This window comes from Bradyrhizobium sp. SBR1B (assembly GCF_014198205.1).
Taxonomy (GTDB): domain Bacteria; phylum Pseudomonadota; class Alphaproteobacteria; order Rhizobiales; family Xanthobacteraceae; genus Bradyrhizobium.
The window spans coordinates 110,321-131,794 of the sequence record NZ_JACIHC010000009.1 but is presented as its reverse complement, the minus strand read 5'-3'; the positions used below and the strand labels follow the sequence as shown (position 1 = coordinate 131,794).

The 21,474-nt window shown below is 64.2% G+C and carries 19 protein-coding genes; 4 read left to right on the top strand and 15 right to left on the bottom strand.

Annotation, left to right across the window (positions count from 1 at the left end):
• Positions 1 to 13 precede the first annotated feature (13 nt).
• From GGD61_RS23195 to GGD61_RS23170, 6 genes are all read right to left on the bottom strand, one after another.
• The gene (locus GGD61_RS23195; RefSeq protein ID WP_092254299.1) at positions 14 to 1,897 is read right to left on the bottom strand and encodes a feruloyl-CoA synthase; all 1,884 of its coding nucleotides are present in this window, start codon (positions 1,895 to 1,897) and stop codon (positions 14 to 16) included.
• The gene (locus GGD61_RS23190) at positions 1,894 to 2,703 is read right to left on the bottom strand and encodes a crotonase/enoyl-CoA hydratase family protein (protein WP_092254301.1); all 810 of its coding nucleotides are present in this window, start codon (positions 2,701 to 2,703) and stop codon (positions 1,894 to 1,896) included. The genes GGD61_RS23195 and GGD61_RS23190 overlap by 4 nt, the downstream gene beginning before the upstream one ends.
• A gap of 251 nt (positions 2,704 to 2,954) precedes the next feature.
• Positions 2,955 to 3,416 carry a DUF3237 domain-containing protein gene (locus GGD61_RS23185; protein ID WP_092254303.1) on the bottom strand — a complete coding sequence of 154 codons (462 nt, stop codon included), beginning with the start codon at positions 3,414 to 3,416 and terminating at the stop codon, positions 2,955 to 2,957.
• Between the two features lie 11 nt (positions 3,417 to 3,427).
• Positions 3,428 to 4,747: a TRAP transporter large permease gene (locus GGD61_RS23180; RefSeq protein WP_092254305.1), complete on the bottom strand. Its 1,320-nt coding sequence runs from the start codon at positions 4,745 to 4,747 to the stop codon at positions 3,428 to 3,430.
• Between the two features lie 2 nt (positions 4,748 to 4,749).
• On the bottom strand, positions 4,750 to 5,259 hold the full coding sequence (locus tag GGD61_RS23175) for a TRAP transporter small permease (RefSeq protein WP_018321429.1): 510 nt from the start codon (positions 5,257 to 5,259) through the stop codon (positions 4,750 to 4,752).
• A gap of 204 nt (positions 5,260 to 5,463) precedes the next feature.
• On the bottom strand, positions 5,464 to 6,480 hold the full coding sequence (locus tag GGD61_RS23170; protein ID WP_092254307.1) for a TRAP transporter substrate-binding protein: 1,017 nt from the start codon (positions 6,478 to 6,480) through the stop codon (positions 5,464 to 5,466).
• A gap of 263 nt (positions 6,481 to 6,743) precedes the next feature.
• On the opposite strand from GGD61_RS23170, the gene pobA reads away from it, so the two are divergent.
• Together pobA and GGD61_RS23160 are read left to right on the top strand one after the other, a co-directional pair.
• Positions 6,744 to 7,913, top strand: a complete 1,170-nt coding sequence (gene pobA / locus GGD61_RS23165) for a 4-hydroxybenzoate 3-monooxygenase (protein ID WP_092254309.1) — start codon at positions 6,744 to 6,746, stop codon at positions 7,911 to 7,913.
• A 225-nt stretch (positions 7,914 to 8,138) separates the two neighbouring features.
• A complete protein-coding gene (locus tag GGD61_RS23160) occupies positions 8,139 to 8,558 on the top strand; it encodes a PaaI family thioesterase (protein ID WP_091956036.1) in 420 nt (139 codons plus the stop codon).
• A gap of 127 nt (positions 8,559 to 8,685) precedes the next feature.
• On the opposite strand, the gene GGD61_RS23155 is transcribed toward GGD61_RS23160, so the two are convergent.
• The gene (locus GGD61_RS23155) at positions 8,686 to 9,570 is read right to left on the bottom strand and encodes a LysR family transcriptional regulator (protein ID WP_092254311.1); all 885 of its coding nucleotides are present in this window, start codon (positions 9,568 to 9,570) and stop codon (positions 8,686 to 8,688) included.
• Positions 9,571 to 9,692: 122 nt separating this feature from the next.
• Between GGD61_RS23155 and GGD61_RS23150 the strand changes: the two genes are divergently transcribed.
• The gene (locus GGD61_RS23150; protein ID WP_092254313.1) at positions 9,693 to 10,310 is read left to right on the top strand and encodes a pyridoxamine 5'-phosphate oxidase family protein; all 618 of its coding nucleotides are present in this window, start codon (positions 9,693 to 9,695) and stop codon (positions 10,308 to 10,310) included.
• Positions 10,311 to 10,499: 189 nt separating this feature from the next.
• Here the strand turns inward: GGD61_RS23150 and GGD61_RS23145 are convergent, their stop codons facing one another.
• The 3 genes from GGD61_RS23145 to GGD61_RS23135 are packed head-to-tail and all read right to left on the bottom strand — an operon-like array spanning position 10,500 to position 14,045.
• Positions 10,500 to 11,231 carry an ABC transporter ATP-binding protein gene (locus GGD61_RS23145; protein WP_018318834.1) on the bottom strand — a complete coding sequence of 244 codons (732 nt, stop codon included), beginning with the start codon at positions 11,229 to 11,231 and terminating at the stop codon, positions 10,500 to 10,502.
• Positions 11,228 to 12,997, bottom strand: a complete 1,770-nt coding sequence (locus GGD61_RS23140; RefSeq protein WP_092254315.1) for an ABC transporter permease subunit — start codon at positions 12,995 to 12,997, stop codon at positions 11,228 to 11,230. The genes GGD61_RS23145 and GGD61_RS23140 overlap by 4 nt, the downstream gene beginning before the upstream one ends.
• A 7-nt stretch (positions 12,998 to 13,004) precedes the next feature.
• On the bottom strand, positions 13,005 to 14,045 hold the full coding sequence (locus GGD61_RS23135; RefSeq protein ID WP_018318832.1) for a branched-chain amino acid ABC transporter permease: 1,041 nt from the start codon (positions 14,043 to 14,045) through the stop codon (positions 13,005 to 13,007).
• 176 nt (positions 14,046 to 14,221) lie between these two features.
• Between GGD61_RS23135 and GGD61_RS23130 the strand changes: the two genes are divergently transcribed.
• Positions 14,222 to 14,755: a MarR family winged helix-turn-helix transcriptional regulator gene (locus GGD61_RS23130; protein ID WP_092254317.1), complete on the top strand. Its 534-nt coding sequence runs from the start codon at positions 14,222 to 14,224 to the stop codon at positions 14,753 to 14,755.
• Between the two features lie 132 nt (positions 14,756 to 14,887).
• On the opposite strand, the gene GGD61_RS23125 is transcribed toward GGD61_RS23130, so the two are convergent.
• The 5 genes from GGD61_RS23125 to GGD61_RS23105 form a co-directional block, all read right to left on the bottom strand.
• On the bottom strand, positions 14,888 to 16,171 hold the full coding sequence (locus tag GGD61_RS23125; RefSeq protein WP_092254897.1) for a glycerate kinase: 1,284 nt from the start codon (positions 16,169 to 16,171) through the stop codon (positions 14,888 to 14,890).
• Between the two features lie 199 nt (positions 16,172 to 16,370).
• Positions 16,371 to 17,600 (bottom strand): ABC transporter substrate-binding protein, encoded by a 1,230-nt coding sequence (locus GGD61_RS23120; RefSeq protein ID WP_092254319.1) that lies wholly within the window; start codon positions 17,598 to 17,600, stop codon positions 16,371 to 16,373.
• A gap of 239 nt (positions 17,601 to 17,839) precedes the next feature.
• Positions 17,840 to 19,066, bottom strand: coding sequence for an ABC transporter substrate-binding protein (locus GGD61_RS23115; protein ID WP_092254321.1), 1,227 nt, complete (start codon positions 19,064 to 19,066; stop codon positions 17,840 to 17,842).
• 122 nt (positions 19,067 to 19,188) lie between these two features.
• Positions 19,189 to 20,424, bottom strand: a complete 1,236-nt coding sequence (locus tag GGD61_RS23110; RefSeq protein ID WP_092254323.1) for an ABC transporter substrate-binding protein — start codon at positions 20,422 to 20,424, stop codon at positions 19,189 to 19,191.
• 29 nt (positions 20,425 to 20,453) lie between these two features.
• On the bottom strand, positions 20,454 to 21,473 hold the full coding sequence (locus GGD61_RS23105; protein ID WP_026202077.1) for a branched-chain amino acid ABC transporter permease: 1,020 nt from the start codon (positions 21,471 to 21,473) through the stop codon (positions 20,454 to 20,456).
• Position 21,474 lies beyond the last annotated feature (1 nt).

Here is a 21,474-nt window from a genome sequence, read left to right as displayed (position 1 = left end):
GCTTATGTCCGGGTTAGCCGACCGATATCACACGGTCCGACGGATTGGCAGCGTAGAGCTCCTCGATCAATTCGGTGCGGTGCTCGAGCACGGCGCGCTGGTTGATCGAGCCCTTGTCGGTGACTTCGCCCTTGTCGATCGAGAGCGGCGCGTCCATCAGGATCGCGCGCGTGATCCGGGTCGAGGAACCCGTGGCTTGGCTGAGGAAACCGGCCAGGCGCTCGCGAAACGCCTCGCGCACCAGCCGGTCGCGTGTCGCGACGACGAGATCGTCGGTCGGCAGCGTCGGATTGATCAGCCGGCAACCGTCGAGGTCGAGCACAACCAGCGCCGAGACCTCGTCGCGATTGATGCCGGCAATAACGACGTCGCGCACCAGCGGGGCGCAGGCCGCCGTGAGGCGCGCGCGCAGCGGGCCGACGCTGACCCAGGTACCGCTGGCGAGCTTGAAGTCTTCACCGACACGGCCGTCGAAATCGAAGCCTGCGTTGAGATCATCGGGATCGGCGGGCTTGAGCGCATCCCCCATCTTGTAAAATCCCTCCTCGTCGAAGGATTTCGCGCTGATGTCGGGTTGGCGCCAGTAGCCGGGCATCACGTTCGGCCCCTTGGCGCGCACTTCCAGCTTGCCGTTGTTCGGCACCAGCTTGGCGTCGTTGCCTGACACGGGCAGACCGACATGGCCGGAGCGGCTGGTGCGCGGATTGACCGACATGAAGAACGGCGCGGTCTCGGTCGCACCGAGCCCGGTCAGCATCGGCACGCGGTAGCCCTTTTCCTTCACCGCGAGCTCGTCGAGGCTGTCCCAGATGAAGGGCGAGAGTGCCGCGCCGGAGAAGAACATCGCATGCAGCCGGTCGAAGAACTTTGCGCGCAGGCCCTGATCGTCACGCAAATAGGGCAGCAGCGATTCATAGCCCTTCGGCACGTTGAAATAGACCGTCGGAGAGATCTCCTGGAGATTGCGCACGGTCTCCTCGATGCCGCCGGGCATCGGCTTGCCGGCGTCCAGATACATCGAGCCGCCATTGTACAGCGTCAGGCCGATATTGTGGTTGCCGCCAAAGGTGTGATTCCAGGGCAGCCAGTCGATGATGACCGGCGGCTCGTCTTTCAGAAAGGCGAGCGTCTCGCGCAACATCACCTGGTTGGCGCAGATCATGCGCTGGGTGTTGATGACGGCCTTGGGATTGCCGGTCGAGCCCGACGTCAGCAGGAATTTCGCGATCGTGTCGGGGCCGATCTTGCCGTGGACCTCGTCGAGATCGCTGCGGATCGGCGTCGCCATGAGGTCGGCGAGCGTGGTGACGTCGCGGCCCGGCACCTGGCCGTAGGACGCGGCGATCTCGGTGCCGAGCGAGACGTTGGCGGCAAGCGCATCGGCGAACTTGTCGGCGTCCTCGGCGAAGACGAGGCCGGGCGTCAGCAGCTTCATCAGATAGGACAGCTTGCCGTAATCTTTCGACACCAGCGAATAGGCCGGCGACACCGGGCAGAACGGAATGCCGGCATAGAACGCGCCGAACGCGAGCAAGGCGTGGTCGATCGAATTGCCGGAGAGGATGACGACCGGCCGCTCCGCCGACAGGCCGCGCGCAATCAGGCCGGACGCAATGTGACGGCTGGCGACGAGCAACTCGGCGTAAGTGATCTTGCGCCAGCCGCGGCCGCCTTCGCGCTCGGCCATGAAGACGCGGTCCGGCGTCGTCGCCGCCCAATGATGCAGGCGATCGGTGATGCGGACCGGATAGTCGCCGAGCGGCTGCTTCGGCCTGAGGTAGATCGTGCCGTCGTCGCGGCGTTCGATGTCGACGACGGGATCGCCGAACGAAATGGGCCGCAGCGGGAAAGTGCTCGCGCCGCGCTCCATGCTGGAAGAGGACGGCTGCGCGCTCATGACTTGGGCTTTACCTTTGCGGTCTTGTGTTCGAGGAATTCGCGGATCCGGCGTTTTGCCTCTTTGTCGCTCTGCGCGACGGTCGCCATCAGCGATTCCATCAGCAGGCCGGTCTGCGGATTGGCCTCCGCGATCATCGGCAGCGCCTGGAGCACGGCGAAGTTCGTCAGCGGCGCGTTGGAGGCCACCTTGGTCGCGAGCTCCATCGCCTTGCCGAGCCCGTTGCCGGCCTCCGTGACATATTGCGCGAAGCCGTAGGAGGCGCCTTCGGTCGCGCTGTAGACGCGGCCCGTCAGCATCATGTCCATCATCCGGGCGACGCCGATCAACCGCGGCAGCCGGACCGAGCCGCCGCCGCCGACGAAGATGCCGCGCTGGCCCTCCGGAAGCGCGAAATAGGTCGAGGGCTCGGCGACGCGGATATGCGCCGAGCAGGCAAGCTCCAGCCCGCCGCCGATCACGGCGCCCTTCAGCGCCGCGATCACGGGGACGCGGCTGTATTGGATGCGGTCGAACACCCGGTGCCACATCTGGGAATGGAGCAGGCCGCCGGTCGCGTCATGCTCGGTCAGCTCGGAGAGGTCGAGGCCGCTGGAGAAATGATCGCCAATGCCGTGAATGACGACCGCGCCGATATCCGAGGGCAGGGACGCAAAACACTCGCCGATTTCCAGGATGATGCCATCGTTGAGCGCGTTGCGCTTGGCCGGCCGGTTCAGACCCACGGTCAGAACCCGGTCCGCCCTCTCGATCCGGAGTAGCCCGGAGGCACCCGCGTCAGCGGTCTCGGCGTTTCCCTGTGTCATTTGCGTCCTTGTCAGAATAGTTATGTTGTATAACGAATTTTGGGGGAGTCAAGCTTGGGCTGACGCGTGGAGTTAACCGGTTAGGGGCAAAATCCTTCCCCAAATTCGATGTCGTCCCTGCGAACGCAGGGACCCATAACCCCAGGGAGGAGTTTGGCGAAGACTTGCCGTTCGGTACTCCCACCGCCCGCAATCGATAGATTCCGCGGTATGGGTCCCTGCGTTCGCAGGGACGACAGCAGAGCGTATGGTCACATCACCTGATGCACGTCGATCACGACGCGGTCGGCGTGCCGCGCCGCTGAGCCGACGAAAATGTGCTCCATCAGCCAGCGATACTTGTCGTGCCCGGTCTCGAACCGCGGCACGGTGCGGAAATAGATCAGCTTGGGATCGACCGGTTCGCCGCGCTTGAGCTTCTGCAGCAGCTCGACCGGTCCGAAACGCATGCCCTTGTTCTCGACATAGACAATGGCGCCGTCGTCGGTCTCGAAGGCGTATTTCGCCTCCAGGTCGATCAGCTCGTTGGGTCGGATGGTCTGGAAGTCGGCGCCGAACGGCAGCACCTTGCCTGATATCGCACCCGTGACCTCACCGCCGATGATCGGGATGATGCGGCGGACACCGATGCCGGTCTCGCCGGCGGTGACGACGTCGCCGATGCGCGCGGTGATGGTGAAGACGTATTTCGTCTCGAGCGTCGGTGTCGTCATGCTTCACCCTGTCAATGCGCCATCATCCGCGTCGGCAGCCAGGTCGCGAGCAGCGGGAAGGCGATCAGGATCACGAGGCGGATCAGGTCGGTGACCACGAACGGAATCACGCCCTTGAAGATCGTGGAGAAGGAGACGTCCTTCACCACGCTCTTGATGACGAAGACGTTCATCCCGACCGGCGGGTGAATCAGGCCGAGCTCGACGGTCATGACAATGATGACGCCGAACCAGATCGGGTCGAAGCCGAGATGCGTGATCACGGGGAAGATGATCGGCACGGTGAGGATAATCATCGCCATGGCGTCCATCAGGCAGCCGAGCACGAGATACATCACCATGATCAGCGCCAGCACGCCATAGCTGCCGAGACCGAGGCCGGTGAGGAATTCGGTCACTTTCTGCGGCGTCTGCGTCACCGTGAGGAAATAGCCGAAGATCAGCGCGCCGATCAGCACCGTGAACACCGCCGCGGCGGTGCGCGTCGCCTGCAGCAGCGAGGCCAGCATCTTCTCGCGGTCGAGCCGGCCCGTCAGCACGCCGATGATGAACGCGCCGGCGGCGCCGACGCCGCCGGCTTCCGTCGGCGTGAAGCGCGGCAAATAGGGCAGGCCATAGAGGCCGCCGATCACGAACACGAACAGCAGCACCGGCGCCCAGATCTCCTTCAGGCCCGCAAAGCGCTCGCGCCACGGCGTCACCTTGCCCTTGGGCAGGAAGTCGGGGCGGAAATAACCGATCAGGAAGATCGTGATCATGTACATGCTCATCGCCAGCAGGCCCGGGATGATGCCGGCGATGAAGAGCTTTCCGATGTCCTGCTCGGTGATGATGCCGTAGACCGCGAGCACCGTGGAGGGCGGCAGCATCGCGCCCAGCGTGCCGCCGGCGGCGATCACGCCGGTGGCGAACGATTGCGGATAGCCGAAGCGGCGCATCTCCGGGTAAGCGACGGCGGAGAACGTCGCGGCGGTCGCGACAGAGGAGCCGCAGATCGCGGCAAAGCCGCCGCAGGCCCCGACGGTGGCGATGCCGAGGCCGCCGCGCAAATGTCCGACGAACCCGTTGGCGGCGCGGAACAGCTCGCGGCTCATGCCGGAATTGGACACGAACGAGCCCATCAGCAGGAACATCGGGATGACGCCGAAGGTGTAGTCGGTCACCGTGCGCATCGAGGTCTGGCCGACCAGCTTCAGGGCCGCCGTCCCGTTGACGAGATAGGCGAAGCCGGAGACGCCGACGAGGCCCATGGCCATGCCGACGGGCACGCGCAGCAGCATCAGGACAAACAGGGAGACGAAGCCGATTACGGCGACGGCATCGGTGCTCATGATTACTCCGTCGCCTTCAATTTGGGATCGTGCATGTCTTCGGGGTGGAAGATCAGGCGGTAGGTGCGGATCGCGATCAGCAGCACGGCGCAGACGTCACCGACCCAGGCGATCGCGAAGAACGGCCATGTCGGCATGTGCATGTCGAAGGTCAGGACATTGTCGTTGTAGGTGCCGCGTACCTTGTCGAACAGCGTCCAGGTCTGCACCGTCACGACGAACAGCAGCACCAGGGTTGCGAACACGTCGATCCAGCGCTGATGGCGCGGTCCGACATTGCCCCAGACGAGGTCCACGGTGATATGGGTGCCGCGATAGGAGGTCGCGGCGATGCCCCAGAAGATGAGGATGCCGAGCAACATGCGGCCGATGTCGAACGAATCGGGGATCGAATAATTCAGCGTGTTGCGCAGCAGCACCGACAGGAAGATGTCGAGCGCGACGATGCCGACGAAGCCGGCCGCGATCCATTCGATCGTGTCGATGATGCGGTCCATCCAGGAGCGCTTCATGGGGTGGTCCTGTTCAAGATGAGTGCGTTGCATCCACGACGGTGCTGGGCTCCCTCTCCCGCTTGCGGGGGAGGGGTGGGGGTGCCTCCACAGAGAGACTCCTCAAGGGGAGAGAGCCCTCACCTGGCGCGCGGGACGATGCTTCGCATCGCCCGGACGCGCCGACCTCTCCCGCAAGCGGGAGAGGCGGAGCGAGTGTGGGCCTCACTCCGCTAGCGCGTTGTACTTCTTCAGCGAGGCCTTGAGATCCGCGAGAGCGGCGTCCGGATCGGCTCCGGCCTTCTTGGCGCCCTCGGACCAGGTCTTCACCAGCGGCTCGGCGGCCTTCTTCCAGGCAGCGGTCTGCTCGGATGTCAGCTTGTAGACCTCGTGACCGGATTCCGCCTTCACCTTGTCGATGCCGGCATCCTCGAACTTGCCCCAGTGCTCGCCGACCATGCCCGCCATTTCGACCGAGCAGTTCTTGTCGATCGCGGCCTTCTGCTTGTCGGACATCGCGTTGTACTTGTCCTTGTTGATCACGAACACGAAGGTCGTGGTGTAGAGCGGCGCCTCCATGTCGTACTTGGTCACCTTGTCGATGCCGAACAGCACCAGCGACCCCCAGGGAAAGGTGACGCCGTCGGCGACGCCGCGCTCGATGATATCGCGGACCTCAGGCGCCGAGGACTGCACATTGGTGCCGCCGAGCGACGTCACGAAGTTCGCCATGGTGGCGTGCGCCGGGCGGATCTTCATGCCCTTCACATCTTCGGGCAGCACGATCTTCTTGGTCTTGGAATGGAAGGAGGAGGGTGAGTGGACGAAGGCGAGGCAGTATTTGACGTCCTTCATCTCCTTCTCGGCATATTTGCGATACCAGGCGTCCAGCCCCATCGAGCCGCCCTTGGCGTCCGAGATCAGGAACGGCAGTTCGCCGGCGCCGACGATCGGGAAGCGGCCGGGCTGGTAGCCGGGATTGACGTAGGTGACGTCGGCGATGCCGTCGCGCGCCATGTCGTAATGGTCGAACGCCTTGCCGAGTTGCTGGGCCGGAAACACTTTGCCTTTGATGGTGCCGCCGGAATCCTTCTCGACCGCGGCAGCCCAGTCTTCCAGCGACTTCTGCAGCGGATGCGAAGCCGGCACCCAGTGCGAGATCTTCAAATCGAAGGTCTTGTCCTGCGCGAAGGCAGGCGTCACGCTTGCGGCCAGCAGCAACGCCAGACAGGCTTTCCTCATCACACGTCTCTCCCTGTTTTCGACGGCGGGCTTCGATGGCCCGGTCTCGTTAATTAACATGTTATCTAATCGGCCAGCGCGTTCAAGCCGGAACTGGCGCGCACTTCGCCGCGCCGTCTGCGTCAGCCATGCTGCATGGATTTGTCGCTGCCCGGCGACGGCCCTCCCCTTTTGCCCAACCGTTATATGATATAATTATCGTGCGCGGAGCAACGCGACAAGCGAGCCACGAGCAAAGCCTACAGGATCGGAAGGAGCAAGTATTGCGGACAAAAGTCGCAATCATCGGGGCCGGACCGGCCGGATTGTTGCTTGGGCAACTGCTGCACGCATACGGCATCGACAATGTCATTCTGGAGCGGCAGAGCCCGGATTACGTGCTCGGTCGCATCCGCGCCGGTCTGCTCGAGGAGGGAACCGTCGCGCTGCTCGACCAGATCGGCGCCGGGGCGCGGGCGCATGCCGAAGGCCTGGTGCATGAAGGCATCGAGCTCGCCTTTTCCGGCCGCCGTCACCGCATTGACATGAAGGCGGCGACCGGCAAGACGGTCATGATCTACGGCCAGACCGAGGTCACGCTCGACCTGATGAATGCGCGGAAGGCCGCCGGTCTCGTCTCGGTCTATGAGGCCAGGGACGTGCAGCCGCATGATTTCGACGGCAGTCACCCGCGCGTAACCTGGGTCAAGGACGGCGTGACCCACACGCTCGATTGCGATTTCATCGCCGGCTGCGACGGCTTTCACGGCGTCAGCCGCGCCAGCGTCCCGGCCGGGGCGATTGAGGAGTTCGAGCGGGTCTATCCGTTCGGTTGGCTCGGCATCCTCTCGGAGACGCCGCCGGTCAGCCATGAGCTGATCTACTCCAACCACGCCCGCGGCTTTGCGCTTTGCACCATGCGCTCGACCAGACGCAGCCGCTACTATGTGCAGTGTTCGCTCGACGACCATGTCGACCAATGGCCGGACGAACGCTTCTGGGACGAATTGAAGCGCCGGCTCGACCAGGAGGCGGCCGACAGCCTCGTCACGGGCCCCTCGATCGAGAAGAGCATTGCGCCCCTGCGCAGCTTCGTCGCCGAGCCGATGCGCTTCGGCAAGCTGTTCCTGTGCGGTGACGCCGCCCACATCGTGCCGCCGACCGGCGCCAAGGGACTGAATCTCGCTGCCAGCGACGCACATTATCTGTCGGGCGCGCTGCGCGAATTCTACGACGAGAAATCCAGCGCCGGCATCGACGCCTATTCCACCACGGCCCTGGCGCGGGTCTGGAAGGCGGTGCGCTTCTCCTGGTGGATGACCTCGATGCTGCACAAATTCCCCGACACCGGCACCATCGGCGCGCGCATTCAGCTCGCCGAGCTCGACTACGTCACGCAGTCGCAGGCCGCGATGACGTCGCTGTCGGAGAATTATGTCGGGCTGCCGTTTTAAGACGGTGCCGTAGTGCGGGCAAAGGCGCTCTTGCGCCGTGCCCGCCACCTTCGCATAATTGCGAAAGCGCGTGGGCACGCTTCGCTTTGCCCACCCTACGGCTCGGTCATTGTGGCGCCACCCGTGTTTCAAACACGCGAGCAAATCCCGTTTAAAACTTTGTAATTGATGCAACCGTCATCGCCATCGCGTTCAATGCTGACGACACGGCAACGCGCGACAACCATGACCGCCACCGACATTCCCGCCGGCTTCGAGCCGCTCTTTCGCAAGAGCCCTCTCACCGAACCCTGGGAGCCGCTTTACTCCAAGAACACCGACAAGGCCGTCATCATCGGCCTCCGGCTGGCCAGACCCCACACCAACGGCCGCGGGCTGATCCATGGCGGCCTCATCGCGGCGCTCGCCGACAATGCCATGGGCTATAGTTGTGCGCTGGTGACCAACTGGACCACGTCGTTCGTGACGGTCTCGCTTTCGGTCGATTTTGCCGGCTCCGCCGAGATCGGCCAGTGGTGTTCGATCGAGAGCGACGTGATCAAGACCGGCAAGACGATCTGCTTTGCGCAGTGCCTTGTGAAGGCCGACGATGCCGTGATCGCGCGGGCGAGCGGCACGTTTCGGGTGGTGCCGAAGAAGGGGTGATCTCTCCGTGTCCCGGACGCGCTGCAGCGTGCAACGCTGCTGCGCAGAGCCGGGACCCATGTCTCGACATGGCACCCTGCCGCGTCCCGGCTCTGCGCCCGCTCCGCGGCGCGTCCGGGACACGTATCTACCCAAACCTCCACTCCGCAGTCTCCACCACGAGATCGACGAACGCGCGCACCTTGGCCGAGAGCAGTCGCGAGGTCGGGTAAATGACGTGGATCGGCAGCGCCGGCTGCTCGTACTTCGCCAGCACGATTTTCAGCCGTCCGCGTTTCAGCCCCTCGGCGGCCTGATAGGCCAGCACGCGCGTCACCCCGCCGCTGGCTTCCGCGTATTGCAGGGCGGCGTCGGCGCTGTTGCTGATGAAGCGGGGCGATGGCGTGACCTCGATGTCGCGGCCATCCTGCACGAAGTGCCAGCTGGCGGAGGGGCCGAACTGAATGGTCTGGTGTTCGAGCAACGCGTCCGGCGTCTTCGGCTCGCCGTGACGCTTCAGATAGCCCGGCGTCGCCACCACGATCCGCCGCATCTCGCCGACCTGGCGCGCCACCAGCGAGGAGTCGGAGAGATGACCGATCCGCACCGCGACATCGACGGCGTCCTCCACGAGATTGACGAGATGGTCGGACAAGCGCAATTCCCCGCCGACCTCGGGATAGCGCTTGAGATAGTCGGTCATCACCGGCCCGACATGCAGCCGGCCGAAGCCGACCGGCGCCGATACCACCAACCGTCCGCTCGGCCGGTTGCGCTCCTCCCGCGCGGAGCCGTCGGCCTCCTCGACATCGGCGAGGATGCGCCGCGCGCGCTCCAGATAGCGCGTGCCGACGTCGGTCAATCTCACCTGCCGGGTGGTCCGCTGCAACAGCCGGGCGCCGAGGTGCTGCTCCAGCGCCGCGATCAGCCGCGTTACCGCCGAGGGCGACAGGTGCAGCTTGCGCGCCGCCGGCGCGAAGCCGCTGAGATCGGCGACGGTGACGAAGGCGTGCATGGCTTCGAGGCGGTCCATGTCATTATTGCATATATCGCAATGATGAAGTGTCAAGCGCGTAGATTGTTTTAGCTGCCGTGAGGTCCACTTTAGTCGTCGAAAGACGCAGCAATGCGCGGGAATCTTCAGGAGATGTTCCGATGATTGCAGTTCACACCTATGCCAGCGATGTCGCGTTCTCGCCGGCGGTGAAGACGATCCAGGCCCGCAAGGGCTCGCGCGAGGGTTATGCCCACGCCGAGCAGCGTGGATGGCGCACTGAGGTCGACGAGAACCTCGCCGCATTCCTGGCTGACGCCACCAGCTTCTATTTTGCGACCGCCTCGGCCGATGGCCAGCCTTACATCCAACACCGCGGCGGCCCGAAGGGCTTCTTGAAGGTGCTGGACAAGCAGACGCTGGCTTTCACCGATTATGCCGGCAACCGGCAGTACATCACCCAGGGTAACCTGTCGGAGAATCCCAAGGCCTACATTTTCGTGATGGACTACGCCCATCGCCGCCGCGTGAAGATCTGGGGCGAGGCGCGCGTGGTCGAGGACGACGAGGCGTTGACGACGTCGCTGATGCCGAAGGGCTACCGCGCCCGGCCGGAGCAGGTGATCCTGTTCAAGATCGCAGCCTGGGACACCAACTGCCCACAGCACATTCCGCAGAAATTCGATGCGGGTGATGTAGCGGCCGCGCTGGCGGCGAGGGATGCGAGGATCGCGGAGCTGGAGGCGGAGGTCGCGATGCTGAAGGAGAAGGCGGGGTAGCTTCGTAAACGCGGCGCTTGCTTACCCTCCCCTGGAGGGGGAGGGTCGATCGCGTGGAGCGCGAGCGGGGTGGGGTGATCTCTCAACACGGGCAGTGTTCTACGCGGAGGGACCGTCATCCCACCCGCTTCGCACATCGCTACGCTCGTGGCGAAGCGACCCTCCCCCTCCAGGGGAGGGTAAGAGAAATCAGATCGCGCTCTCGCCTTCATGCTGGAAGCCAAGATAGCTCGCCGCAACCCGCTCGTTCGCGGCGATGTCGCTGGCCTTGCCGGAGAGCACGAACTCGCCGAGCTCCATCACATAGGCCTGGTCCGCGATCTTCAGCGCGGCCTGGGCGTTCTGCTCGACCAGCAGCACGGAGACGCCGCTGGCGCGGAGTTCGGTGACGATGCGGAAGATGTCGGCGACGATGATCGGCGCGAGGCCGAGGCTCGGCTCGTCCAGCATGAGGAGCTTCGGCTCGCCCATCAGCGCGCGGCCCATCGCGAGCATCTGCTGCTCGCCGCCGGAGAGCGTGCCGGCGAACTGCTTGCGCCGCTCCTTCAGCCGCGGGAACAGCGTGTAGACGCGCTCCATCGAGGCCTTCGCCTTGCTCCGCTCAATGCGGAACGCACCCAATTCGAGATTGTCCTCGACATTCATGGTCACGAACAATTCGCGGTGCTCCGGGACGAGGCCAAGCCCCATCGCGACACGGTCCTCGATGTCGAGCCGGGCGAGATCCTGGCCGGCAAAGGTGACGCGGCCTTTCAGCGGCAGGATGCCCATGATGGCGGACAGCAGCGTGGTCTTGCCGGCGCCGTTGGCGCCGACGATGGTGACGATCTCATTCGCGCCGACCTCGAGCGAGACCGAGCGCACCGCCTCGACCTTGCCATAGGCGACATGGGCGTCGGTGACGGACAACAGCGCGCTCATGCCGCCACTCCGAGATAGGCCTTGATCACTTCGGGATTGGTCTTGATCGTGGCGGGGGTGCCTTCGGCAATCTTGGTGCCGAAATCGAGCACCACGATGCGGTCGGCGAGGTTCATGACGAAGCCCATGTCGTGCTCGACCAGGAGGACGCTCATGCCGCCATCGCGCAAGTCACGCAGCAGCTTGGCGAGCTGCTGCTTCTCCATGTGGCGCAGGCCGGCGGCCGGTTCGTCGAGCAGCAGCAGCATCGGGTCGACGCAGAGCGCGCGGGCGATCTCGACGATGCGCTGCTGGCCGAGCGAAAGGCTGCCTGCGAGCTGATGCATCTGGTCGGCAAGGCCGACACGCTCGATCTGGCGGGCGGCCTCGGCGAGCAATTTGGCCTCGTCGGCGCGGTCGAGCCGCAGCATCGAGGCGATCGGGCCGGAATGGCCGCGCAGATGCGCGCCGATCGCGACGTTCTCCAGCACGGTCATGTCAGGGACCAGCTTCACATGCTGAAAGGTCCTGCTGATGCCGAGCTTGACGATCTCCTGCGGCGGCGCCTTGTCGACCTTCTTGCCGAGCACCGAGACCGAGCCTGACGTGGCCGACAGCACGCCGGTGATCAGGTTGAAGGTCGTGCTCTTGCCGGCGCCGTTCGGGCCGATCAGCGCGACGATCTCGCGAGCCTGGACGTCGAAGGAGACGTTGTTGACGGCGACCACGCCGCCGAACTGCTTTCGTGCCTTGTCGACCTGGAGCAGGATGCTGGAGTGGCCGGGCGCGCGGGGACGCTGTTCCAGCTTCAGCGAGGTGTCGGGCTTCTTGCCACCGGAGCGCTCGGGCAGGAAGGACATCAGCCAGGGCCAGAGGCCGCCGGGCGCGAGTTGCAGCAGCGCCACCAGCATGATGCCGAACACGATGGTCTCGACCTGTCCGGAGCCGGGCAGGATCAGCGGCAGATAGCTCTGCAGCACCTCTTTCAGCACCACGACGATCGCCGCGCCGAGCACGCCGCCCCAGACATAGCCGGCGCCGCCGACCACCGCGATGAAGAGATATTCGATGCCGGCCTGTGCGCCGAACGGCGTCGGGTTCACCGCGCGCTGGAGATGGGCGTAGAGCCAGCCCGAGAGGCCCGCGAGCACGGCGGCATGGATGAACACCAGCAGCTTGGCGCGCGGCGTGTGCACGCCGAACGCCTCGGCGGCGACATGGCCGCGCCGCAGCGCGCGGATGGCGCGGCCGGTGCGGGAATCCAGGAGGTTCATCGTGAGCAGGGCCGAGAGGATCACGGCGACCCAGATCGCGTAATAGATCGAGCCGGGCGAGAGCATCTTGAACGTGCCGATCGACAGCGGCGGGATCGCCGAGATGCCGTCGTTACGGCCGAGGAACTCCAGCTTGCTGAAGAGATAGAACAGCCCGAGCCCCCAGGCGAGCGTGCCCAGCGGCAGATAATGGCCGGAGAGGCGGACGGTGATCAGCCCGAGCAGCACTGCCAGCGATCCGCTGACCAATAGCGACAGCGGCAGCGTCAGCCAGGGCGACAGGCCGTAGGCCGTCGACAGCACCGCGGTGGTATAGGCGCCGAAGCCGACGAAGGCTGCCTGTCCGAACGAGGTCAGGCCGCCGACGCCGGTCAGCAGCACGAGGCCCATCGCGACGAGGGCGGCCAGGCCGATATTGTCGAGCAGCACGATCCAGAACGGAGGCATGCCGGGGACGAACGGGATCACGGCCATGACGGCTGCGAAGACGATGATGGGAAGGCGGCTCTGCATCTTAGCCTCAGTCCTTCTCTTCTTCGACGGCGGGCGCGGCGAGCGAGCGCAGCAGCAACACGGGGATCAGCAGCATGAAAACGATCACCTCCTTGTAGTTGGAGGCATAGAAGGACGAGAACGCCTCGACGAGGCCGACGACCAGCGCCGCGGCGGCGGTGAGGGGGTAGCTGACGAGGCCGCCGATGATCGCGGCGACGAAGCCCTTCAGGCCGATCAGGAAGCCGCTGTCATAGTAGAGCGTCGTGATCGGCACGATCATGATGCCCGACAGCGCGCCGATGACGGATGCCAGCAGGAAGGCGATCTGCCCCGACAGCGTGGTGCGGATGCCGACGAGCCGCGCCCCCAGCCGGTTCACGGCGGTCGCGCGCAGCGCCTTGCCGTAGAGGGTCAGGCCGAAGAACAGCCAGAGGGCGACGATGAAGGCGATGGTGATGCCGTAGACGGTGAGGCTCTGGCCGGTGAAGCGCAGCGAGCCCGCGGTGAACGCGCCGGACAGCACAGCAGGTCCGCGCTGGCCTTCGGCGCCGAAGAACAGCAGGCCGAGGCCCTGCAGTGCCAGATGGACGCCCACGGATGCGATCAGCAGCACCAGCACGGAGGTGTGTGCCAGCGGCTGGAATGCGACGCGGTAGAGATAGAGGCCGATCATCGCCACGATTACCAGCGACAGAGCGATCGAGACCGCGACCGGCGGCTTCTGCGCGGCGAAGTACACCGTCAGCGCCAGCACGATGGCCGGCAGCACGATATTGGTGAGGGCGCTGCGCACGATCAGGCGGCCGTGCAGCGCCTTGCGCGCGACGAACAGGTCGAAGGCGAAGGCGCCAATGCCGAGCGCCAGCGCGAGCTTGGCCGTGCCCGGCATCTGGCCCGCGGCCAGCGAGGCATAGGTCAACGCGCCGTAGGTGACGAATTCGCCCTGGGGAATGAGAATGACGCGGGTGACGGCGAACACCAGCACCAGCGCCAGGCCGAGCAGCGCATAGATCGCGCCATTGGTGATGCCGTCCTGCACCAGGAACAGCATGATGGTGGTATTCAAGACCGGACGCTCCCCCTTAAGATTACGGACCGGTCCCCTCGATCTCGGTGGACGGTCCGCTCACAGCCATTGAAAAACGCATGCGATATTTGATATGGTCCATAACAATTATCAAATATAACATCAAGGGCGGGAACGATCCCTCCCGAATTTAGCGGGATTACGAGCACGAGGCGATGACCGTTTCCAAAGCCGCTGAAAAGTCCGCCGAAAAGCCTGCCGACACGGCCAAGGGCCGCAAGGACGCGGCCGAGGTGCAAGGTCAGGGGGCTGGCGAAGCGCTCCAGCTCGGCGAGCTCTCGGAACAGCTCGGCTATGTGCTGAAGCGGGCGCAGCTCAAGGTGTTCGAGAACTTCCTGCGCTGCATGGCCTCGCTCCAGCTCACGCCGGCGCAGTTCTCCGTGCTGCTGCTGGTCGAGAAGAATCCGGGCCGTAACCAGACCGAGATCGCCTCCACCCTCGGCATCCTCAGGCCGAACTTCGTGGCCATGCTCGACAATCTCGAGAGCCGCGACCTTTGTGCGCGGATTCGCTCCACCAACGACCGCCGCTCGCACATCCTGGTGCTGACCGACAAGGGCAAGGCGGTGCTGGCCCGCGCCAAGAAGCTGGTCGCCACCAAGCACGAGGCCCGGCTGAACGAGCTGCTCGGGCAGGCCAATCGCGAAGCCCTGATCGCGATGCTCGCGAAGGTCGCGAGCGAGTTCTGAACTCGGCTGTCATCGCCCGGCTTGACCGGGCGATCCAGTATTCCAGAGACGGCACGGCTGGAATCGAGAAGCCGCGGCGTACTGGATTCCCCGCTATCGCGGGGAATGACACCGTTGCTGGGGGCAGGCGCCTCAATCCACCAAAATCACCCTGATGTCGTTCACGTTGGTCAGCGTCGGGCCCGGTAGCAGCAGGTCGCCGGTCGCCTCGAAGAACGTCGTGGCGTCGTTGTTGTCCAGGTACGCTTGCGGCTGAAGCCCCTGCGCCTTCATCTTTGCGAACGTCGTCGCGTCGATCAGCGCGCCGGCGGGGTCGGTGGGGTTGCCGGCGCCGCCGTCGGCGCCGTCGGTGTCGCCGGCCAGCGCCGAGATGTCAGGCGTGTCCTTGAGCAGGGCGGCAAGCGCCAGCGCGTATTCCTGGTTCGGCCCGCCGCGCCCATTGCCGCGCACGGTCACCGTGAGCTCGCCGCCGGAGAGAATCGCGAGGCGCTTGCCTTGCGCGCGCGCTTGCAGCGCCAGCCTGGCGTGAGCGGCCGCGACCTCGCGTGCCTCGCCTTCGAGATCGGCGCCGAGGTCGATGGTCTCGTAACCGGATTCGCGCGCGAGCTTCACCGCGGCGTCGAGCGACTGCTTGGGCCGCGCGATCAATTCGAAATGCGCGCGCGCGAAGGCGGCATCGCCGGGCTTGCAGCTTTCGTTGGCGGGATCGTCGAGCGCGCGGCGCACGGCATCGTCGATGTTGAGCTTGTATTTCGCGACGATGGCGCGCGCATCGGCCAGCGTGGTCGGATCAGGCACGGTCGGACCGGAGGCGATCGCGGAAGGATCGTCATGCGGTACGTCCGAGATCGCGAGCGTCACGATCTTGGCGGCATTCTTGCCGGCGCGTGCGAGACGGCCGCCCTTGATCCGCGACAGGTGTTTGCGCACGACGTTCATCTCGCCGATCGGCGCGCCCGAGCGCAGCAGCGCCTTGTTGACCGCCTGCTTCTGCGCAAAGCTGATACCGTTGCTGGGCGCGATCCAGTTCGCCGAGCCGCCGCCGGTGAGCAGCACCAGCAGCAGATCGTCCGGCCCGGCCTCGCCTGCGAGCGCGAGCGTGTCGGCCGCGCCCTTGAGGCCAGCCTCATCCGGCACGGGATGCCCGGCCTCGACCACGCGGATGCGGCGCGTCGGCACGCCGTAGCCGTGGCGCGTGGTGGCGATGCCGACGAGCCGCTCCGGCGCCAGCTTGAGCGTGTCGAGATAATGCCGTTCGGCCGCTGCGGCCATGGCGCCGGCGCCCTTGCCGGCGGCGAGGCAGATCACGCGTCCTTTCGGCGCGGGCCCCAGGTGCGGCGCCAGCATCACATTGGGATGGGCGGCGGCAACGGCGGCGTCGTAGAGCGCGCGGAGCAGGGGACGGCGGTCGGTCATGACGATGGCCTTCGGCAGACGGAACAAACTGGCGACACACGCCGCGGTTCCCCCTGCCTAGCGCATCGGCGGCCAAAGCGTAAGCCGGCTGTGTCATCATTCGAATATGCAATCGCGTGATCATAATCGCCGCGTAGCAAAAAGCCCTCCGCGATGATTTCGCGGAGGGCCCTTTTGAACATTGCGATCCGGCTGGAGGCTAGCCGCCGGCGTCAGCGCTGATGACGTCGCCGAACAGATCCCACTTCTCGCCCTTGAACTTCATGAGCTGAAGCGAGCTGATCGGTGCGAAGTCGTTCGCGCCGGTGTTGATCTTGATGCCGGGCAGCAGCACCTCGGTGCGGAAGTCCTTCAGGCTCGCCGCCTGCTTCATGACGTTCTCGCGCGTGAGATTGTCGCCGCACTTCTTCAGCGCTTCCACCAGCGTCTGCGCCACGCCGTAACCGACGATGGTGCCGCCGTCGAGCTTGTCACCTTCAGGGAAGTATTTCGTCATGAACTCCAGGAAAGCCTTCATGCCGGCGTCGTCCTTCCACTGAGGATCCGACACGTCCTTCAGGTAGGCGGCCGAAATGATGTCCTGCGAATTCTCGAAGCCGGCGGGCTTGATCACGCTGCCGACCGAGGCCGAGACGTTGTTGAGGAAGTGGGTCGGCTTCCAGCCGATTTCGGAGATCTTCTTGATCGCCTGTGCCGCGAACTTCGGTGTGGTGATGTTGATGAAGACGTCGGCGCCGGTCGCTTTCATCTTCACGATGTGATTGTCGATCGTCGGCTCGGAGGTCTCGTAGCTTTCCTCCAGCACGATCATGCTCGCGGCCTTGGCGCCGAGCCCGTCTTTCAGGCCCTTCAGGTAGTCCTTGCCGTAATCGTCGTTCTGGTAGAGCACGCCGATCTTGGCATTCGGCATCTCCTTCAGGATGTATTTCGCGTAGATCTGCGTCTCGCTCTGGTAATTTGGCTGCCAGCCCATGGTCCAGGGGAAGTTCTGCGGATCGTTCCATTTGGTGGCGCCGGTCGCGACGAACAGCTGGGGCACCTTCTTCGAGTTCATGTATTTCTGAATGGCCGAGTTCGGCGGCGTGCCGAGTGAATTGAAGATCAGCAGAACCTCGTCGCTCTCGACCAGCTTGCGTGCCTGCTCCACCGTCTTCGGCGGCGAATAGGCGTCGTCGTAGGAGACGAAATTGATCTTGCGGCCGTTGATGCCGCCCTCTTCGTTGATCTTCTTGAAATAGGCGGCTTCGGTCCGCCCGATGATACCGTAGGCGGAGGCCGGTCCGCTGTAGGGCATGATGTTGCCGATCTTGATCTCGGTGTCGGTCGCGCCGGTATCGTATTTCTTCTGGGCCGATGCAGTGGAGGCCGAGGCCGCAATGAGCGCAAGCGCCAGTGATGCGGCTGCAAGCTTGCCGGTGACAGCGGGCATTCCTATCTCCCTATTTTCTTGATGTGTGTGCGCCCCTTTTCTTGTCTCGATTTTTTTGGCGACGCTGCCGCAATTCAATACGATTTGGCTGGTGCCTTCAACAGAAAGCCCCAGCGACGGCGTCGCAGGGGCTGCGTCTTTAGTAGTCAGGGGCCGCCGGCGCCCGTGTGCGACTGCGAGAAGGTCCGGCTGTCTTGGGTTGTTTAACCAATCAGGGAACGATTTTGGGTTGCGCCGCTTCAGTGGCCCATCTCGCTGGAGATGATGTCGCCGAACAGCTCCCATTTCCGGCCCTTGAAGCGCATCATCTGCAGCTGCTCGATCGGCGCGAAATTGTCCGGCGCGGTGTTGATCCTGATGCCGGGCAGCAGCGTGTCGGGCTCGAAATCCTTCAAGGAGGCTGCCTGCCTCATCACGTTCTCGCGGGTGAGGTCGTCGCCGCACATCTGCAGCACCTTCACCATGGTCTGCGCGGCGGCATAGCCGAACACGACGCCGGCATCGAGCTTGTTGGCCTTGGGATCATATTGCGCGAGGAAGTTATAGAATTTCTTCATGCCGTCGTCGGCATTCCACTGCGGATCGGAGCCGTCCTTGGTGTAGCTCGCCGACAGGACGCCCTGCGAGACCTCGAGCCCTGCGGGCTCGATCACGCCGCCGACCGAAGCCGAGACGTTGGAGATGATGTGGACCGGATGCCAGTTGATCTCCGCCGCCTTCTTGATCGCCTGCGCGGCGAATTTCGGCGTGGTGATGCTGATGAACACGTCGGCGCCCGAGGCCTTCAGCTTCACGACGTGCTCGTCGATCGCGGGCTCCGACGTGTCGTAGGCCTCTTCCAGCACGATCATCGAGGCCTTGGGCCCGAGGCCATCTTTTAACCCCTTCAGATAGTCCTTGCCGAAATCGTCGTTCTGGTAGAGCACGCCGATCTTTCCGTCCGGCTTCTCTTTCATGATGTATTTGGCGTAGATGCGCGCCTCGCTCGCGTAGCTCGGCTGCCAGCCCATGGTCCAGGGATACTGCCTGGGATCGTTCCACTTCGAGGCGCCGCTCGCCACGAACAATTGCGGCACCTTCTTCTCGTTCATGTATTTGCGGATGGCGCCGTTGGTGGACGTGCCGAGCGATCCGAAGATCAGCAGCACCCCGTCGCTCTCGACCAGCTTGCGCGCCTGCTCCACCGTCTTCGGCGGTGAATAGGCGTCATCATAGGAGATGAACTTGATCTTGCGCCCGTTGATGCCGCCCTCGGCATTGACCTTGCGGAAATAGGCTTCTTCGGCCTTGCCGATCGCGGCGTAGGCCGAGGCCGGGCCGCTATAGGGCATGATGTTGCCTATTCTGATCTCGGTATCGGATGCGCCGCTGTCGTACTTCTTCTGCGCCAGTGCCGGGCTGCTCATCGCAGTGCACAAAGCGAGCGCGGTCCAGAGGGCCGCAACCTGAAAACGAACGGCGGACATTGTTCTCCTGCCCCGAGTTGGATCGGCGCCGCATTGAACAAGATTGGCGCCTGCCGTCAACAAAAAGCCCCCCGCGATCGCTCGCGGGGGCTTCTCGAGGGTCGGACTATTGCGTCAGCGTGTCACTCGGAGGCGACGTCGCCGCTGATGATCTCGCCGAACAGTTCCCACTTCTCACCCTTGAAGCGCTGCATCTGCAGCTGCGCAATGGGGGCGAAGTCGGTAGCGCTGGTGTTGATCTTGACGCCGGGCAGGAGCGTATCCGGCGCAAAATCCTTCAGCGAAGCCGCCTGCTTCATGAGATTGGCGCGGGTGAGATCGTCACCGCACATCTCCAGGACCTTGGCCAGGGTCGAGGCAGCGCCGTAGCCATAGACCATGCTGGTGTCGGACTTGTCGGCACCCGGCATGTACTTGTCGACGAACTCGTTCCACTTCTTCATGCCGGGGTCGTTGGCCCACTGCGGATCGGTGGAGTCCTTGGCATAGGCCGCCGACAGCACGCCCTGTGCATTCTCGAAGCCGGCGGGCTTCATCACGCTACCGACCGAGATCGAGACGTTGGTGAGGATCTGGAGCGGCTTCCAGCTGAGCTCGGCCGTCTTCTTGATGGTCTGGGCCGCGAATTTGGGCGTCGCATAAATCAGCAGCACGTCGGGATTGGCGGCCTTGATCTTGACGATATGGCCGTCGATCGACGGCTCGGACACCTCATAGCTCTCTTCCATGATGATCATGGACGCGCCCTTGGCGCCGAGACCGTCCTTGGTGCCCTTGAGGTAGTCTTTGCCGAAATCGTCGTTCTGATAGAGGATCGCGACCTTGGCGTCGGGCTTCTCCTTCATCAGCCATTTCGCGTAGATCTGGGCTTCGCTCTGGTAGGACGGCTGCCAACCGATGGTCCAGGGGAAGTTCTTGGGATCGTTCCACTTGGTGGCGCCGGTGGCGACGAACAGCTGCGGGATCTTCTTGGCGTTGAGGTACTTCTGGATCGCGCTGTTCGAGGGCGTACCGAGCGGATTGAACACGGCCAGCACCTCGTCGCTCTCGACCAGCTTGCGGACCTGCTCGACCGCCTTCGGCGGTGAATAGCCGTCGTCATAGGTGACGAAGTTGATCTTGCGGCCGTTGATGCCGCCCTTGTCGTTGATCATCTTGAAATAGGCTTCTTCGGTCTTGCCGATGATGCCATAGGCCGACGCCGGACCGCTGTACGGCATGATGTTGCCGATCTTGATCTCGGTATCGGACGCGCCGGTGTCGTATTTCTTTTGGGCCAGTGCGGCGCCGGAGGTGAGGGCAATGGCCGCCGTTGCCGTGACCAGCGCGGCGGCTCGCAGTGTTCTTCCAAAATACAATTCGATCTCCTTCTTTAGTCCAACAGTCTTCAGTTCTTCTTGAGTTTGCCGGCGAATTGCTGGCCCAGGATCGCGATCTGCCTGGCGCCGTGCGGCACGAGGTAGATGACGAGGAACAGCAGCACGCCGAACACGGCGCCGGAGAGGCCTTTTGAGATGCTCTCCGCCATGTTCGGCACGAAGATGATGAAGGCCGCGCCGACGAACGAGCCGGGCAGCCAGCCGACGCCGCCGACGACCATGCCGAGGAACAGCGAGATCGCGAGCGTGATGGTGTAGCTGTCGGGTGCGACGAACTGCACCGCGATGGCGCCGAGCGAGCCGGCAACGCCGGTGATGCCGGCGGACACGCCGAACGCCAGCGTCTTGTACAGTGCGACGTTGACACCCATCGAGGACGCCGCGATCTCGTTGTCGCGGATCGCCATGAAGGCGCGGCCGGAGCGGGAGCGCAACAGGTTCACCGAGAAGATGTAGATCGCGATAGTGACGATGAGCGTGAAGTAGTACAGCCACGTGTCCTGCGACATCGGCAGGCCGAACGGCGCGTCCGGCTTGGTGACGACGAGGCCCTGCACACCGCCGGTCCAGTGTTCCAGGAAGTTCAGCTTCAGCAGCTGTGGCATCGCGGTCGCGAGTGCGAAGGTCGCGAGCGCGAGATAGACGCCCGAGAGCCGCAGCGCCGGTTTGCCGAACAAGTACCCGAAGCCGAAGCAGACCACGGCGGAGATCGGAATGGTCAATGCGTAGTTGATGTTGGCGTGCTCCATCAGCACCGCCGACGTATAGGCGCCGACGGCGTAGAAGGCGCTCTGGCCGAGCGAGAACTGGCCGGAGCCGCCGGTCAGGATGTTCAGCGCCAGCACGGCGAGCCCGTAGATCAGGAGCATCGTCATCTGGAAGATGACGAAGTTCTTGACGAACATCGGCACGATCAAAAGCGCCGCGAGCACCACCAGCGAGGTGCCGGTGCCCAAGGTCATGGCCCGCTTCGGAACCGCCTCGACCGCCTGGTGGCCTTCTGCAACGACTTCTTCTGCAGCGCTCATG

Coding starts and splice junctions, on each gene's coding strand:
- GGD61_RS23195 (WP_092254299.1), bottom strand. CDS start 1,897: ATGAGCGCGCAGCCGTCCTCTTCCAGCATGGAGCGCGGCGCGAGCACT.
- GGD61_RS23190 (WP_092254301.1), bottom strand. CDS start 2,703: ATGACACAGGGAAACGCCGAGACCGCTGACGCGGGTGCCTCCGGGCTA.
- GGD61_RS23185 (WP_092254303.1), bottom strand. CDS start 3,416: ATGACGACACCGACGCTCGAGACGAAATACGTCTTCACCATCACCGCG.
- GGD61_RS23180 (WP_092254305.1), bottom strand. CDS start 4,747: ATGAGCACCGATGCCGTCGCCGTAATCGGCTTCGTCTCCCTGTTTGTC.
- GGD61_RS23175 (WP_018321429.1), bottom strand. CDS start 5,259: ATGAAGCGCTCCTGGATGGACCGCATCATCGACACGATCGAATGGATC.
- GGD61_RS23170 (WP_092254307.1), bottom strand. CDS start 6,480: ATGAGGAAAGCCTGTCTGGCGTTGCTGCTGGCCGCAAGCGTGACGCCT.
- GGD61_RS23160 (WP_091956036.1), top strand. CDS start 8,139: ATGACCGCCACCGACATTCCCGCCGGCTTCGAGCCGCTCTTTCGCAAG.
- GGD61_RS23155 (WP_092254311.1), bottom strand. CDS start 9,570: ATGGACCGCCTCGAAGCCATGCACGCCTTCGTCACCGTCGCCGATCTC.
- GGD61_RS23150 (WP_092254313.1), top strand. CDS start 9,693: ATGATTGCAGTTCACACCTATGCCAGCGATGTCGCGTTCTCGCCGGCG.
- GGD61_RS23145 (WP_018318834.1), bottom strand. CDS start 11,231: ATGAGCGCGCTGTTGTCCGTCACCGACGCCCATGTCGCCTATGGCAAG.
- GGD61_RS23140 (WP_092254315.1), bottom strand. CDS start 12,997: ATGCAGAGCCGCCTTCCCATCATCGTCTTCGCAGCCGTCATGGCCGTG.
- GGD61_RS23130 (WP_092254317.1), top strand. CDS start 14,222: ATGACCGTTTCCAAAGCCGCTGAAAAGTCCGCCGAAAAGCCTGCCGAC.
- GGD61_RS23125 (WP_092254897.1), bottom strand. CDS start 16,171: ATGACCGACCGCCGTCCCCTGCTCCGCGCGCTCTACGACGCCGCCGTT.
- GGD61_RS23120 (WP_092254319.1), bottom strand. CDS start 17,600: ATGCCCGCTGTCACCGGCAAGCTTGCAGCCGCATCACTGGCGCTTGCG.
- GGD61_RS23115 (WP_092254321.1), bottom strand. CDS start 19,066: ATGTCCGCCGTTCGTTTTCAGGTTGCGGCCCTCTGGACCGCGCTCGCT.
- GGD61_RS23105 (WP_026202077.1), bottom strand. CDS start 21,473: ATGAGCGCTGCAGAAGAAGTCGTTGCAGAAGGCCACCAGGCGGTCGAG.